This window comes from Mesorhizobium sp. WSM4884, assembly GCF_029625675.1.
Classification (GTDB): Bacteria; Pseudomonadota; Alphaproteobacteria; order Rhizobiales; family Rhizobiaceae; genus Mesorhizobium.
The window spans coordinates 243,601-258,099 of record NZ_JARTVO010000001.1; the positions used below are offsets into that span (position 1 = coordinate 243,601).

Sequence of the window (14,499 nt, forward strand, 5' to 3'; positions counted from 1 at the left end):
AGGAGTGCTGCATTGACCGACTGGATCGGAATCCTGAAAGAGCAGACCGCGACTGGCGAGCAGATGGGCCGCGACGTGCCGAAAATGCTTGCCAACCCCGACATCAGCGAGACCCAGGTCAAGACGCTGTTTTCGGCTTTGGAGCAACAGGCTGATTTTGCGGAGAAGCTGCGTCTGGCGCTGGAGAAGTTCGGCCACGATTTCCCCGTTATCAAGGCGGCCGAGCGACTGGAAGAACGCTATGCCGACCTTGCCGCCTCGGCGGCCGAGAAACTGAAGGCGATGCGGCAGTAAGACCGGATTTCGCAATTTCCGGACAGAAATCGCCACGCATTTTCCTGGAATTGCTCCGCTATTTTTCGATCAGACGTTCGAAACGCTTATCGGGCGCAAACCAGATGGTGGCAACCAGCACATAGATGGCCACGCCGATCCATTGACTGACGAAAGTCAGCGCTATCCCGGCCAGATAAAGGGCCAGCGAAATCTTGCCCTTACGGTCCTGGCCCAAGGCCCGGGCAAAGGTCGTCTCGGCGCCATGCAGATGGCGCAGTTTGATGACCAGGATGTTGTAGGCAACGGCGCAGAGCGCCAGATCGACGCCATAGACGGCAACCGGCACCGGGGCGAAATGATTTTCGCCCATGAAGGCCGTGGTCACCGGCATCAGCGACAGCCAGAACAGAAGGTTGAGGTTGGCCCACAGGACACGGCCGTCGACGCGCTGCACGGTGTGGAACATGTTGTGCAGATTGTTCCAGTAGATGCCGACATTGATGAAGGACAGTACGTAAGAGAAGAAAACTGGCCAAAGCGGCACCAGCGCGGTCAGATCCTCGCCGTGCGGCACCTTCAACTCCAGCACCATGATGGTGATGATGATGGCGACGACGCCATCGGTGAATGCCTCGACCCGTCCCTTGCCCATGGTTCCTCCTTCGTCGGTTGACAGACGTTACGCAAGGATTTCGCGCAAGGCCATACTGCCAGAATTGTCAGGAGGGCGTTCGGAATGCGGGACGGCCGCCACTACATGAGCGTAGGGACTTGCAAACTGGCCGGAGGTTCCGATGACCAGCTACGCCCAGACAATCACGCGCGACAATGAACTCAGCGGCGGCGGCGCGATGGCAGCCGTCGCCGCCATGATTGCAGCACTCTTTGCCGGAAGCACGGCTTTGACGCCGCTCTATGTGATCTACAAACAGGCCTTCGGATTCTCGCAGATCACCCTGACATTGGTCTATGCCGTGTATGTGGTCGGGAATCTGGCGGCGCTGCTGTTTTTCGGCCGATTGTCGGATGTCATCGGCCGCCGCCCGGCGGCGATGGCGGCAATGGGCGTCGCCGTGATCAGTGCGCTGTTTTTCCTCTTTGCCGAAAACCTGGCTTGGCTCGATATCGCCCGTATCCTCAGCGGGCTCGGCATCGGGATCGGCGCGGGAACCGGAACTGCCTGGCTCGCCGAACTGATCGAAGGCGAGGACAAGTCGCGCGCCGCCATCATTGCCACCAGCACCAACTTCGTCGGCCTCGGGGCCGGTGCGTTGGCGTCGGGGCTGCTCGCCGAATACGCGCCCTGGCCGCTCAGGCTGACGTTCGCAGTCTATCTCGCCTTGCTTCTGCTGGTGACCTTCATGCTCTGGCGCACGCGAGAAACCGTGCCGCAAACCAGGCGGCTCGTCGAAATTTCGATGCGGCCGCGGCTTTCGGTTCCCGCCGGCATTCGCGCGCAATTCGTGGCGCCGGCGGTCACCGGCTTCGGTGCCATGGCGCTGGTCGGCTTCTATGCGGCGCTGGCGCCGAGCATTCTGGCGCAGCAGCTTCACGTGACCAACCACGCCGAGGCCGGCGGGCTGTTCTTCGAACTGTCGATCGTGGCGGCCGCGACGATCCTGGCGACGGCACGACTGTCGAGCCGCTTCACGATGCTTGCCGCGCTCGTGTCGATGATCCCGACCGTGGCGCTGATCGTCGCGGCGCAGGTCTTCGCCTCCACGGCAATCATGGTCATCGGCACGGCGCTGTGCGGCGTTGCCGCCGCCTTCGGCTATCGTGGCGGCCTGCAAGTGGTGAACCATATTGCGCCGGCCGACCGCCGCGCCGAGGTGGTTTCGGCCTTCTTCGTCTGCTGCTTCTGCGGCAATGCGCTGCCGGTCATCGGCATCGGCGTTCTGTCGAGCCTGACCAGTGCTACCATCGCAAGCGTGGCCTTTGCCGGCATGATCACGATCTTCTCGCTGGTGGCGCTGGGGTTCGGCCTGCGCTACGCGAGGTGATTTCCAGCAGCGCAGCGATGCCTTCAACCGTTCGTCGTCTCGGGTGAGAGGCGCGCTCGCTGGCGCGGCATGCCGAGGCCGGTGTCCGGAGGCTCGCCCGCGGCCGGCCGGCCCTCGATCATATGCATGACGCGCCAACGGCCAAAACGATAATAGGCGGCGGCCAGCACGAGCGAAGTTATCGAGCCAACCGGGAAACTCCACCAAAGCGCCTCCTGGCCGATCACGCTCCTGAAGGAATAGGCGAAGCCGGTGCGAACGATCAGCACCGAGATGACCAGGACGATGAGCGGCGGCATGACGGCGCCGGTAGCGCGCACCGTGGCGAACAACACGATGGTGATGCCGAACAGGATGAAGGACCAGGACGCCACCTTGTTGATGTGGGCGGCGATGTCGATCGCCGTGCTGTCGCCGGTCAGGAACAGGCTGAGCACCGCGCGATCGAAAACGAACAGCAGCGCCACCAGCGCGCCGGTGAGCACGAGGTTGAACCCGACGCCCGAAGCGGCGACCCTACCGATGCGATCCCAGCGCCCGGCGCCGACATTCTGCGCCGCCATCGAGGAGACTGCGGCGCCGATGGCCAGAGCCGGCATCTGGATATAGGTCCAGAGCTGCGCCGCGATGCCGTAGGCGGCCGCGACCCGCGAGCCGTAGGAATTGACGATCCCCATCACGGTCAGCGCCGCGGCCGAGATGACGATCATCTGCAGGCCCATCGGCACGCCCTTGAAGACGACGATGCGCAAAAGCGCCGGGTCCGGTTTGAGCAGGGCGAGGTCGCTGCCCGCCAGCCGCAGCGGATTCTTGCGCGCATAGAGCACGATCAGGATGGCGACCACGCTCACCGTCTGGCCGATCAGCGTCGAGGTGGCTGAACCGGCAATGCCGAGCTCGGGGAAGGGGCCGATGCCGCGGATCAGCAGCGGGTTCAGGACGACGTCCAGCACGACCGCCAGCGCCATGAAGACAAACGGCGTGCGCGAATCGCCAGCGCCGCGCAGCACGGTCATGACAAAGGACAACAGGTTCATCATCGGCACGGCGACGAAGATGATGCGCAGATAGGCGCGCGCCAGCGGCAAGGCGTCCGCCGGCGTGCCGAGCCCGGTGAGGATGGCGTCGACCCAAATCCAGCCGCAGACCGCGAATACCATCGAGACGAGGAAGAAGAAGGTCGCGCTGGTGCCGACGATACGCCGTGCCTCGGCCAAGTCGCGGGCGCCGACGGACTGCGCGACCAGGATGGTCGCCGCCATGCCGATGCCGAACACCGTGCCGAGGATCAGGAACAGCACCAGATTGGCGTTCGAGGTCGCGGTCAGCGCCGCCTCGCCGAGGAAGCGCCCGACCCAGACGGCGTTGATCGAGCCGTTGAGCGACTGCAGCACGTTGGAGCCGAGCACCGGCAAGGCAAACAAAAGCAGCGTACGCGGAATCGGGCCGCTGGTCAGGTCGCCGGTCCGCCGGCGAGCGGGCTTGTCGTCATCCATGTTGTTGTCCATGGTGGGGCGGGCACCGAAAATGAATCAGGCCCGCGATGCTATCGCAGGCCTGATGGTGATGCATCCCTTGCGGGCTGGATGCCTCGTGGCACCCGACCCGATGGCAGCGCTAGTTCTGAACGAGGCTGTTTCCGGCGAGCCCTGGAAGCGTAACCTGATAGACGAGGAACGTGGTGTCGACATCGGCGCCATCCTCGGCCTTGTAGGGAGCGCCGACCTGGAAGCCGTCCTGGGTCAGGAAGTCGTTGTCGTTGGCGACGAACAGGAAATAGTCGTCGGGCAGCTTCGGATCGAGCACGCTCACCAGCGACATCGCTTCCCACTTCTCCGAGAGGTTGTTCTTGTCGTTCGGCGCGCCGTTGTGCAGGCCGAAGCGGCCGAGCTCGCTCTTGTCGTTGATATCGATGAAGGTGGTGAGCTTGGCCGGCGTCACCGATGGGTCGAGCACGCCCTTCGGCGCGACCGGCTTGTCGGCGGCGTCGAACGGACCATTGGCGATATCGGTCGCGCCCGTCAGGTCGAAAATGTTGATCTTGCGGTAGACAGACTCGGCGTCCTTCAGGCCCTGGCCATTGCCGCTGTCGCGAGCCAGCATTAGGAAGCTCTTGTCGGACAACGCCACGATCTCGCTCTGCGCGGCCACCTTGGTCTTGCCTTTGGCGTCCTTGAACACCGGCAGCGGCACGACATATTCGTGCGCCAGCTTGAGGTGGGCGAGGTCGGAGGCGTCATAGACCAGCGCCCTTGTGTTCTGGCGCGTCGAACCGGAATCGCCGCCATCCTGGCGCGGCGCCGACTGCAGCACCGCGATCAGGAACTTGCCGTCCGGCGTCATCGACATGCCTTCGAGTCCCTGGTTGTTCTGGCGGCCGGTCTCGGGATCCTTCGGATCGGGCTCGGCGGCGCCCGGGCCGGGATTGTCCGACGCGAAGTTCGGCTTGCCATGGCGCATCGGCACCAGAGCCGCCGGCGGCTGGGTGGCCGACATCAGATGACCGTCGGCCGAGAAGCGGTAGATGTTGGGGCCATATTCGTCCGAGATGAACATGGTGCCGTCGGGCAGGCGCACGATCGCCTCGTCGTCGAGCGCCAGCTTGCCGTTGTCGGCCTGCGGCAGGATCGGCATGTCGCCGGCGGCCCGACGCACGCCGTTGAGCGGGTCGAGGCCCGTGGCATCGGCACCCTTGTCGTCAGTCAGAAGCATGGTGTCGGTGAGCGTCGCCTTGACGCCCGACTGTTCCTGGCCCGCGGAGGACGCGGCGCCCGGAGCGGTCGGCGCCAGCTCGATCGAAATGGTGTTGAGGCGCGGCCGGTAGTCGGTGGTGCCGACGACGTTGTAGCCGCGGTCCGGCAGCAGCCAGAGCGAGCCCTTGTAGCCGGCGCTGTCACGCGTCCAGGACTTGGTGTCGATCGACATGCCGGAGCCCGAGCCGAAGGTCTCGCCGAACTTGTCCTTCTGGCTGGCCGGAATGCGGCCGATGCCGACAAGCCCCTTGTTGACGTAGGCGACGCCGTCGGCAAGCGCCGGGGTCAGGGTGGTGAACAAGGCAAGTGCCGCGCCGAGCGCGACGGTTCGGTTGAGGTGCTTCATGAAATATCCCCTTCTTGACGAGCGGAGCGGCGATGGCTGAAAGAGCGCGGCATCGGCGATACGGCGAGCCGTCTTCCGTTGAGCGGTCTAGGACTTGAACGTGATGGTTGCGTGACAGTTTCCTTCTCCCCTTGTGGGAGAAGGTGTCGCCGAAGGCGACGGATGAGGGGTGCTCCAGATGGCACCAGCGTCTCACTCCGCTAGAACACCCCTCATCCGTCTCGGCGCTACGCGCCGATCCACCTTCTCCCACAAGGGGAAAGCGCTTCTGCTCAATCACTCTCTCGCGCGATCAGCTCCAGCGGCCAGACCTCGCGGATGGTTCGCGGTCCCTCCGGGCCGGCGAAGGCAGGGAGCGAGGCGAGCAGCATCTCGGCCAGTCGCCGGCCCATGGGCTCCAGCGACGGACGGAAGGCGGTCAACGCCGGCGAGAAGTAGCGGCAAAGCGGCGTGTCGACGATGACGATCACCGCTATGTCGTGGCCGGGCCTGATGCCCATCTCGGCCAGTGCCTTGCAGCCGCCGAGCGCCATGGCGTCATTGTTGAAGATGATGGCTGTCGGCCGGTCCTTGGAGAGCATCACGCGCGGCGTCACCTTGTAGCCGCCGGACTCGTTGATGAAGCCGTCGGCGATCAGGCCGGGGTCGACTTCGATGCCGTGCCTCTTCAGCGCCTTGCGGTAGCCGTCGAGGAACAGGTAGCCGAAGTTGAGATCAAGCGAAGGGCGGATGGCAGCAATACGGCGGTGGCCGCGCGCGACCAGCCGGTCGACGGCTTCATCACCCGCCCTCTCGAAATCGATATCGAGCGAAGGATAGGTGTCGCCGCCGGATTGACTTCGGCCAAGCGTGGCGAAGGGAAACCCGGCCTTGCTGAGGTAGTCGATCCGATCGTCTTCCCGCCGTGTATTGGCCAACACGACCGCGTCGGCCCGGCGCGTCTCAACCACGCGGCGCAGCCTCTCCTGCTGATATTGGCCGGGCTCACCCATGACGACCATCAGATCTAGGTCATACTCGGCGAGCCGTGCCTGCAGACCGGTCAGGAACGGGATGAAGAACGGCTCGCCATATTGCTGGTCGCCGGGATGCGGCTGCAGCATGAAGGCAATCGAGCGGGTGGCGCCCTGGCGCAGGCTGCGGCCGGACTGGTTGGGCGAATAGTTCAGCTTCCTGGCCGCCTCCAGCACGCGCTGGCGGGTCTCGGCATTGACGTCGGCGCGGCCGTTCAAGGCGCGCGACACGGTGCCGATCGAAATGTTCAGGTGACGCGCGAGATCGTGAATGCTGGACGCCAAGGCAGGTTCTCCCCCTTCTTCGCTAGCACCGGCCGGCGCTCAGGCCAAGCAGCCGATGACGATTTTCGCGAGTGGGTGATTGACATTCTACGCCATCGGGTGTGTTGTCGTAAACGTTTACGGGAAAACGTTTACGGTCACGCCGTGGATACCGTGACGGTCGGCCTGGAGGGGCCGAACGGGAGGAGCACTGGATGATGAAGGTCGTCCTGGTCGGGTGCGGAGCCATGAGCAAGCACTGGCTCGATGCCGCAAGACAGATCGACGGGCTTGCCGTCGTCGGTCTCGTCGATCTCGATGCCGAGCGGGCGAAGGCGAGGGCGCGCGAATACGGGCTTGCCGCAGCCGTTATCGGCACCAGCGTTGACGCCGTTCTCGACCAGACGAAGCCCGACGCCGTTTTCGACGTGGTGGTTCCCGCGGCCCGGCGCGAAGTGGCCTTCTCCGCGTTCGCCCATCATTGCAATCTGCTCACCGAAAAGCCGCTCGCCGACAGTCCGCAAAATGCCCGCGCCATCATCGACGCTGCCCGTCGCGCCGGACGCGTTCACGCCGTCGTCCAGAACCGCCGCTATGTCGCCAATGTCCGGCGGATCCGGCGGTTTCTGGACTCCGGCGCCATCGGCAAGCCGACCAGCATCCATGCCGACTTCTTCGTCGCGCCGCATTTCGGCGGCTTTCGCGAGGAGATGGCCCATGTGCTGCTGCTGGACATGGCGATCCACACCTTCGACGCCGCCCGCTACATGGTCGCCGGCGAGCCGGCCAGCGTCTATTGCCAGGAATGGGAGCCGGCCAATTCCTGGTATCGGCAGGGATCATCCGCCAGCGCCGTCTTCGACTTTGGCAGCGGCAAGGTCTTCACCTATGCCGGCTCGTGGTGCGCCGACGGCTTCCGCACCAGCTGGGAGGGCAGCTGGCGCGTCGTCGCCGAGCGCGGCAGCCTGTTGTGGGACGGCCATGAGGGGCTGAAGGCGGAGGTGGTTGCGTCCGGCCGCGACGGTATCATCGATAAGACGCTGCCGATCGAGGTGCCGGCGCTCGACCCCGCCGATCAGGTGGGCGGCCATCTCGGTATCATCCGGGATTTCATGCGCGCGATCGAGACCGGCACCGAACCGGAGACGCGCGGCACCGACAACATCAAGAGCCTGGCCATGGTCTTCGGCGCGATCGAAAGCGCCGAGACCGGCCGCCGCGTGGCGATGGCACAGGAAACGCAGTGATGCCAAACCCGCTTCTCGACATCAGGATCGGCACCATGGTGCGGGCCAATCTCGACGACCCGGCCGCATATATCAGACAAATCCTGCCGCTTGGCTTCGAAAGCATTCAGCCCTTTTTCTGGCAGACGCTGGGCGGCAAGGATCTGCCGCGGCTGGCCGGCGCGATCCGCGAGGCGATCGGCGATGCCGACGTGACCGTGTCCTCGATCGGCGTGTTCGGCAATCCGCTGGAAAGCGGCGAGGTCGATCGCGGCGTGCTCGCGGCCTGGGAGACGGTGATCGACAACGCACATCTGTTCGGCGCTTCGGTGGTCAGCGGTTTCACCGGCCGCATCCGCGGCAAGCCGCTGACCGATAGCCTGCCGCGCTTCCGCGAGGTGTGGGGGGCGTTGGCGAAGCGCGCCGCCGACAAGGGTGTGCGCATCGCCTTCGAGAATTGCGCCATGGACGGCAACTGGGCGAGCGGCGACTGGAACATCGCCCACAATCCCGACGCCTGGGAGCTCATGTTCAACGAATTGCCCAACGACAATCTCGGCCTCGAATGGGAGCCGTGCCACCAACTCGTCTATCTGATCGACCCGATCCCACAGATCCGCAAATGGGCGCCGCGCATCTTCCACGTGCACGGCAAGGACGCGACGGTGCGCTGGGACGTGATCCGCGAGCACGGCGTGTTCGGGCGCCTGCCATTCGTGCAGATGCGCACGCCGGGCTTCGGCGACAGCGACTGGGCGCGGGTGATCAGCGAATTGCGGCTCGCCGGCTACCGCGGTGCGATCGACATCGAAGGCTGGCACGACCCGGTCTATCGCGGCGACCTCGAGATCACCGGTCAGGTACGGGCGCTCGACCATCTCAAGCAGTGCCGGGGAGGCAGGACTTACCTGCAGAACCCGGCGTGAGAACGGGCCGGCTGGAGGAGCCGGCCCGAACGCCGCGGCCAAGCGCCGAAGCAAGATCAAAATCCTCGATGTGCGAGGACAAAAGGGAGGAACGTGCATGAGCATCGCGATGAGAACGACAGTTTTGCGCACGACCGTGGTGGCGGCCGCCACGGCGCTGGCCGCCGCCATCTCCACCTTGCCGGCGCAGGCGCTCGACGCCCAATGGTGCAAGGACGTCCATATCCGCTTCTTCGTCGGCGGCGCCGAGGGCGATGCCTTCGGCACCATCGTCTATAACGGCGCCAAGCAGGCGGCGGCCGATCTCGGACCGAAGGTCGACTACATCTTCTCCCAGTGGGACGTCGAGAAGATGGTGCAGCAACTGCGCGAGGCGGTGGCGGTCAAGCCGAACGGCATCGCCATGATGGGTCATCCGGGCGATGCCGCGATCATGCCGCTGGCCGAACAGGCGCATAAGGACGGCATCAAGATGATGTACCAGAACGTGCCGGTGCCGAAGGTGGTGGCGGCGTTCGGCGGCGGCTATGTCGGCGCGCAGCAGGAGCAGCAAGGCCGCGCGCTCGGCGCCGAGGCCTTCAAGCTCGGCAAGCTCAAGGCCGGCGACAAGGCGATCATGATCGGCCCGTTCGAGAACGAGAACCGCGGCGCGCGCGAGCGCGGCACGGTCGCGGCGCTGAAGGAAGCAGGTGTCGAGGTGATCCAGCTCTCCTCACCGCCGAGCGGCGAATGGGCGTCCGATCCCAACCTCGCCATTCCGGTGATCACGGCAGCACTGCTCAACCACCCCGACGTCAAGGCGGTCGGCTATCCCGGCGGGCAGATGCTCGGCAATGTCGCCACCTATATGCAGGCGGCCGGACGCAAGCCGGGCGACATCTTCAATTTCGGCTTCGACACCAGCCCGCAGATCGTCGAGGGCTTCAAGGGCGGCTGGGTACAGCTCACGGCCGACCAGCAGCCGTTCCTGCAGGGCTATCTGCCGATTCTGAGCCTCTGCCAGCAAGTGGTGCTGGGGCTGGCGCCGATGAATGTCGACACCGGCGCCGGCTTCGTCACGCCGCAGAACTACGAGATCGTCTCCGAGCTTGCCAAGCAGGCGCTGCGTTGACCTCCCAGGCGGTCGGCCGGTATCAACCCGGCCGGCCGGACCGCCGGCGAAAAGGCCGGCAGACGGACAATTCAAGCGAGGATCGCATGGGCGAACGCATCATCGAACTGCGCGACATCAAGAAATCCTATGGCCAGGTCTATGCGCTGGGCGGCGTCAACCTTAGCGTCGACTGCGGCGAGGTGGTCGGCCTGATCGGCGACAATGGCGCCGGCAAGTCGACGCTGATCAAGATCCTGTCCGGTGTGGTCAAGCCGACCAGCGGCGAGATCCTCGTGCGCGGCAAGCCGGTGACCGGATGGAGCGCCGCCCGCTCGCGCGACGCCGGCATCGAGACGGTGTTCCAGGACCGGGCTTTGGCCGTGCAGCAGACGATCGTGCGCAACATCTTCATGGGCCGCGAACTGACCGGCTTTCTCGGCTGGCTGAAGGTCAACAAGGAGATCGAGGAAGCGAGCCGGCTGATGCGCGAGATCGGCTTCACCTCGAAAGTATTCACGCCGCAGTCGATCGTCGGCCAGCTTTCGGGCGGCGAGCGCCAGGGCGTGGCGATCGCGCGCGCCATCTACAAGCAGGCGGAGCTGATTATCCTGGACGAGCCGACGACGGCGCTGTCGCTGACCGAGACCGCCAAGGTCTTCCATTTCGTGCGCCAGGTGCGGGCGAGCGGCCGCTCGATCCTGTTCATCGGTCACAACATCCACCACGTCTTCGACATCGCCGACCGCTTCGTCGTGCTCGACCGTGGCAAGGTGGCGCTCACAGCCGACCGCAGCGAGGTGAAGTCGGCCGAGGACCTGATCAACTTCATGGAAGACGTGGCGCATCCCGGCGGCTTGCCGGGGCTGCACGAGGACGCGGAGCAGAGAGCGTGATGAGCAAGGCCATGGAACCCGATCTGCAAACTCCTCTCGGCAGAACAAGCGGCCAGGCAGCTAAGGAATGGAGCCATCCCTCCAACCACTGGCTGCGCGGCTTCGTCCTTGACAATCGCGCATCTCTGGGCACACTTGCCGTGTTCATCGTCATGATGGCGGTGTTCATCATCGCCAACCCGACCGTCTTCACGACCTGGTATCTCTACAGCTCGGTGCTGACGACGTTGCCTGTCGCGTTGTTCGTGGTCGTGCCGCTGGTCTTCGTCGTCACCTGCGGCGAGATCGACCTGTCGTTCCCGGCGACGATGGGCTTCGCCTCCTGGGTCTTCGCGCTGGTGGTGCAGGCCGGCTACGATCCGTTCCTCGGCATCGTGGCGGCGCTTGTCACCGGCACGCTGCTCGGCTTCCTGGTCGGGTCGCTGGTGGTCTATGGCGGCCTGTCGTCGCTGATCGCCACGCTCGGCATGAACTTCCTGCTGCGCGGCCTGATCCAGATCATCAACGAGGGCAAGTCGACTGCGCTGACCAATCTGGCCGACAGCGCGGCCTACAAAATCTTCTCCAGCCAGGTCTGGGGCATTCCGGTGCAGATCTTCTGGGCGATCGCCTTCGTCGTCTTTTCGGCGCTGCTCTACAACCGCCATCGCTTCGGCGCGCAGGTGAAGGTGGTCGGCGACAATCCGGACAGCGCCAAGCAGATGGGCATCGACGTCAAGCGTGTGCGGGTGAAAGTGTTCGTCTTCGTCGGCATCGGCGCCGCGATCGCCGGTACCTTCTCGGTCATGATCAACTTCACCTGGTGGCCGACGGCGGGCGACGGCTATCTTCTGCCGGTGCTGGCATCGGTGTTCGTCGGTGGTACGCCGACCTGGGGCGGCATCGGCACGGTGGTCGGCGGCGCGATCGGCGCGGTCACGGTATCGTTCATCCAGACCGGCGTGGTGGCGGCCGGCTTGAGCGGCTTCTACGTGCAGTTCTTCAACGGGCTGATCATCATCCTGTCGCTGCTCGGCCACAAATGGAACCAGGCAAGGTACCGGTAAGGGGGGTGCTCAAACTCCTGTGACAAACCCGTCGAGCACGCGTTTCTGGCCGGCCTTGTCGAAGTCGATGGTGAGCTTGTTGCCGTCGATCGCGGCGATGTTGCCGTTGCCGAATTTCTGGTGGAACACGCGGTCGCCGACGCTGAAGGCGGAGGGCGTGTCGGCGACAGATTTCGCAACCAGCTCGCCCTCGATGGTGCGGCCCTTCACCGAGGTGCGGCCGGCGCCGTAACCGCTATCGGTTTCGCCATAGCCGATGCGCTCGACCTGGTGGCCGGAGCGCGTGCCCCAGTTGCGGTCGGTCGCCTCGGTGCGGTTGGCCTGCGCGCGCTGCCAGCCTGGCGTCGCATAGGTGTTGGAGAAGCTGCCCTGATCCTTGGCGCCGATATTGTCGAAGCGCGAGGCGCCATAGGGATTTTGCCGGCCGCCGCCGCGACCGGAGGCGAATGAGCCGCCGCCATAGGGATTGCCGTAGCCGCCGTAGCTATTGCCGCTGTCGGCGACGTCGACATGGGTTTCCGGCAGTTCGTCGAGGAAGCGCGACGGGATCGTCGATTGCCACAGCCCGTGGATCAGACGGTTGGAGACGAACCAGATATGCAGGTTCTTCTTCGCCCGCGTCAGGCCGACATAGGCAAGGCGGCGTTCCTCCTCCAGGCCGGAACGGCCGCCTTCGTCCAGCGCGCGCTGGTGGGGAAAGAGGCCTTCCTCCCAGCCGGGCAGGAAAACGGTCTCGAATTCGAGACCCTTGGCCGAGTGCAGCGTCATGATCGAGACCGCGTCGAGCGACTCGCCTTGCTCGGCCTCCATGACCAGCGCGACATGCTCGAGGAAGGAACGCAGCGATTCATACTCCTCCATGGAGCGGATCAGCTCCTTGAGGTTCTCCAGCCGCCCGGGCGCTTCCGCCGAACGGTCGTTCTTCCACATGTCGGTGTAGCCGCTTTCCTCCAGGATGGTCTCGGCGAGCTCGGTGTGGGGCGTGGTCTCCAGCGCCTTCTGCCAGCGCTCGAAATTGGCCGCGACCTCGCGAAGTGCTGCACGCGGCTTCGGCTTCAGCTCGTCGCTTTCGGCGAGCGTCGCCGCGGCCTCCAGCATCGGGATTTGCATGGCGCGCGCCGTGTCGTGGATCTGGCGAATGGTCGCTTCGCCAAGGCCGCGCTTCGGCACGTTGACGATGCGCTCGAAGGCGAGGTCGTCGCCGCTGTTGGCGACGACGCGGAAGAAGGCCAGCGCGTCGCGGATTTCCAGCCGCTCGTAGAAACGCGGGCCGCCGATGACGCGGTAGTTCAAGCCCAGCGTGATGAAGCGGTCTTCGAAGGAGCGCATCTGGAAGGACGCGCGCACCAGGATCGCCATGTCGTTGAGATTGTGCTTCTGCCGCTGATAGGCCTCGATCGCCTCGCCGATGGCTCTAGCCTCTTCCTCCGAGTCCCAGGCGGCATGGACATGCACCTTGTCGTCCTCGGGATCGTCGCGGTCGGTGAACAGCGTCTTGCCGAAGCGGCCCTCATTGTGGGAGATGAGGTGCGAGGCGGCGCCCAGGATATGCGCGGTGGAACGGTAGTTGCGCTCCAGCCTGATGATGGTCGCGCCCGGAAAATCCTTGTCGAAGCGCAGGATGTTGTCGACCTCGGCGCCGCGCCAGCCATAGATCGACTGGTCGTCGTCGCCGACGCAGCAGATGTTTACTTTGTTTTCGCTCACGGCCGCGCGCTCGCTTCGCTCGCTGGCCTCCGCGGGGGCGGCCTGACCGGCCGACGCCCGGTCGGGCTTGCGGCCTTCGGCCGACGGCGAACGTCCGGCGTTTGACCGCTGTGCCAGAAGCCGCAGCCACATGTATTGCGCGGTGTTGGTGTCCTGGTACTCGTCGACGAGGATGTATTTGAACTTGCGGTGATAATCCTTCAGCACGTCAGGATAGGCGCGGAAGATGCGGATCGGATGATAGAGCAGATCGCCGAAGTCGCAGGAGTTCAGCGTCTGCAGTCGCTCCTGATAGGCCTTGTAGAGCTGGCGGCCCTTACCGTTGCCGAAGCTGCGGGCGTCGCCTTCCGGAATCTCGTCAGGGCCGAGGCCCTTGTTCTTCCAGTTGTCGATCATCTGGGCGAATGTCTTCGCCGGCCAGCGCTTGTCGTCCAGACCTTCCGCCTGGATCAGCTGCTTGATCAGCCGAACGACGTCGTCGGTGTCGAGGATGGTGAAATCGGATTTCAACCCGGCAAGCTCGGCATGGCGTCGTAAAAGCTTGACGCCGATCGAATGGAAAGTGCCGAGCCAGGGCATGCCCTCGACATTCTCCTCGCCGATCAGGAAGCCGATGCGCTGCTTCATCTCGCGCGCGGCCTTGTTGGTGAAGGTGACGGCGAGAATCTGCGACGGGAAGGCCCTGCCGGTGGCAAGGATGTGGGCGATGCGCGTGGTCAAAACCCGCGTCTTGCCGGTGCCGGCGCCAGCCAGCACCAGAACCGGGCCTTCCGTTGTTTCGACGGCAAGCCGCTGTTCCGGATTGAGGCCGTTGAGATAATCGGGCGCACGGCTCTGCGCGCTGCGCGCGGCCATGGCGCGCGCAGCAATGCCGGATGGGGCGGGCCGCGCATTCGGTTCGTCAAAGAAGGGCATGTCTTCCGAAAAGCCGGACATCGTCCCCGAATGTAGTG

12 protein-coding genes are annotated in these 14,499 nt (G+C 64.7%); 7 read left to right on the plus strand and 5 right to left on the minus strand.

Features of this window, described 5'->3' with window-relative positions; genetic code table 11:
* Window positions 1–12 precede the first annotated feature (12 nt).
* Entirely contained in the window at window positions 13–294 is a 282-nt protein-coding gene (locus tag P9236_RS01055; RefSeq protein WP_095812533.1) for a hypothetical protein, read from the plus strand.
* Window positions 295–352: 58 nt separating this feature from the next.
* Here the strand turns inward: P9236_RS01055 and P9236_RS01060 are convergent, their stop codons facing one another.
* A complete protein-coding gene (locus tag P9236_RS01060; RefSeq protein ID WP_278072754.1) occupies window positions 353–928 on the minus strand; it encodes a TMEM175 family protein in 576 nt (191 codons plus the stop codon).
* A 142-nt stretch (window positions 929–1,070) separates the two neighbouring features.
* Here P9236_RS01060 and P9236_RS01065 point away from each other — a divergent pair, with 142 nt between their 5' ends.
* Complete coding sequence (locus tag P9236_RS01065; protein WP_278072755.1) at window positions 1,071–2,279, plus strand: MFS transporter; 1,209 nt, start codon at window positions 1,071–1,073, stop codon at window positions 2,277–2,279.
* Window positions 2,280–2,302: 23 nt separating this feature from the next.
* Here P9236_RS01065 and P9236_RS01070 read toward each other — a convergent pair whose 3' ends face one another.
* From P9236_RS01070 to P9236_RS01080, 3 genes are all read right to left on the minus strand, one after another.
* A complete protein-coding gene (locus P9236_RS01070; RefSeq protein ID WP_278072756.1) occupies window positions 2,303–3,775 on the minus strand; it encodes an MATE family efflux transporter in 1,473 nt (490 codons plus the stop codon).
* 121 nt (window positions 3,776–3,896) lie between these two features.
* Complete coding sequence (locus P9236_RS01075; RefSeq protein ID WP_278072757.1) at window positions 3,897–5,378, minus strand: esterase-like activity of phytase family protein; 1,482 nt, start codon at window positions 5,376–5,378, stop codon at window positions 3,897–3,899.
* 272 nt (window positions 5,379–5,650) lie between these two features.
* A complete protein-coding gene (locus P9236_RS01080) occupies window positions 5,651–6,676 on the minus strand; it encodes a LacI family DNA-binding transcriptional regulator (RefSeq protein WP_278072758.1) in 1,026 nt (341 codons plus the stop codon).
* A gap of 194 nt (window positions 6,677–6,870) precedes the next feature.
* Between P9236_RS01080 and P9236_RS01085 the strand changes: the two genes are divergently transcribed.
* The 5 genes from P9236_RS01085 to P9236_RS01105 all read left to right on the plus strand — a co-directional run bounded on the left by P9236_RS01085 (window position 6,871) and on the right by P9236_RS01105 (window position 11,839).
* Complete coding sequence (locus P9236_RS01085; protein WP_278072759.1) at window positions 6,871–7,902, plus strand: Gfo/Idh/MocA family oxidoreductase; 1,032 nt, start codon at window positions 6,871–6,873, stop codon at window positions 7,900–7,902.
* Complete coding sequence (locus tag P9236_RS01090; RefSeq protein ID WP_278072760.1) at window positions 7,902–8,807, plus strand: sugar phosphate isomerase/epimerase; 906 nt, start codon at window positions 7,902–7,904, stop codon at window positions 8,805–8,807. Before P9236_RS01085 ends, P9236_RS01090 begins: the two co-directional genes overlap by 1 nt.
* A 97-nt stretch (window positions 8,808–8,904) precedes the next feature.
* Window positions 8,905–9,918: a substrate-binding domain-containing protein gene (locus P9236_RS01095; RefSeq protein ID WP_347405164.1), complete on the plus strand. Its 1,014-nt coding sequence runs from the start codon at window positions 8,905–8,907 to the stop codon at window positions 9,916–9,918.
* A gap of 86 nt (window positions 9,919–10,004) precedes the next feature.
* The gene (locus P9236_RS01100) at window positions 10,005–10,793 is read left to right on the plus strand and encodes an ATP-binding cassette domain-containing protein (protein WP_278072762.1); all 789 of its coding nucleotides are present in this window, start codon (window positions 10,005–10,007) and stop codon (window positions 10,791–10,793) included.
* Window positions 10,793–11,839 carry an ABC transporter permease gene (locus tag P9236_RS01105; RefSeq protein ID WP_278072763.1) on the plus strand — a complete coding sequence of 349 codons (1,047 nt, stop codon included), beginning with the start codon at window positions 10,793–10,795 and terminating at the stop codon, window positions 11,837–11,839. The genes P9236_RS01100 and P9236_RS01105 overlap by 1 nt, the downstream gene beginning before the upstream one ends.
* Before the next feature lie 9 nt (window positions 11,840–11,848).
* Here the strand turns inward: P9236_RS01105 and P9236_RS01110 are convergent, their stop codons facing one another.
* Window positions 11,849–14,482: a UvrD-helicase domain-containing protein gene (locus P9236_RS01110; protein WP_278072764.1), complete on the minus strand. Its 2,634-nt coding sequence runs from the start codon at window positions 14,480–14,482 to the stop codon at window positions 11,849–11,851.
* Window positions 14,483–14,499 lie beyond the last annotated feature (17 nt).

Coding starts and splice junctions, on each gene's coding strand:
- P9236_RS01110 (WP_278072764.1), bottom strand. CDS start 14,482: ATGTCCGGCTTTTCGGAAGACATGCCCTTCTTTGACGAACCGAATGCG.
- P9236_RS01060 (WP_278072754.1), bottom strand. CDS start 928: ATGGGCAAGGGACGGGTCGAGGCATTCACCGATGGCGTCGTCGCCATC.
- P9236_RS01085 (WP_278072759.1), top strand. CDS start 6,871: ATGATGAAGGTCGTCCTGGTCGGGTGCGGAGCCATGAGCAAGCACTGG.
- P9236_RS01105 (WP_278072763.1), top strand. CDS start 10,793: ATGAGCAAGGCCATGGAACCCGATCTGCAAACTCCTCTCGGCAGAACA.
- P9236_RS01090 (WP_278072760.1), top strand. CDS start 7,902: ATGCCAAACCCGCTTCTCGACATCAGGATCGGCACCATGGTGCGGGCC.
- P9236_RS01070 (WP_278072756.1), bottom strand. CDS start 3,775: ATGGATGACGACAAGCCCGCTCGCCGGCGGACCGGCGACCTGACCAGC.
- P9236_RS01100 (WP_278072762.1), top strand. CDS start 10,005: ATGGGCGAACGCATCATCGAACTGCGCGACATCAAGAAATCCTATGGC.
- P9236_RS01065 (WP_278072755.1), top strand. CDS start 1,071: ATGACCAGCTACGCCCAGACAATCACGCGCGACAATGAACTCAGCGGC.
- P9236_RS01075 (WP_278072757.1), bottom strand. CDS start 5,378: ATGAAGCACCTCAACCGAACCGTCGCGCTCGGCGCGGCACTTGCCTTG.
- P9236_RS01095 (WP_347405164.1), top strand. CDS start 8,905: ATGAGCATCGCGATGAGAACGACAGTTTTGCGCACGACCGTGGTGGCG.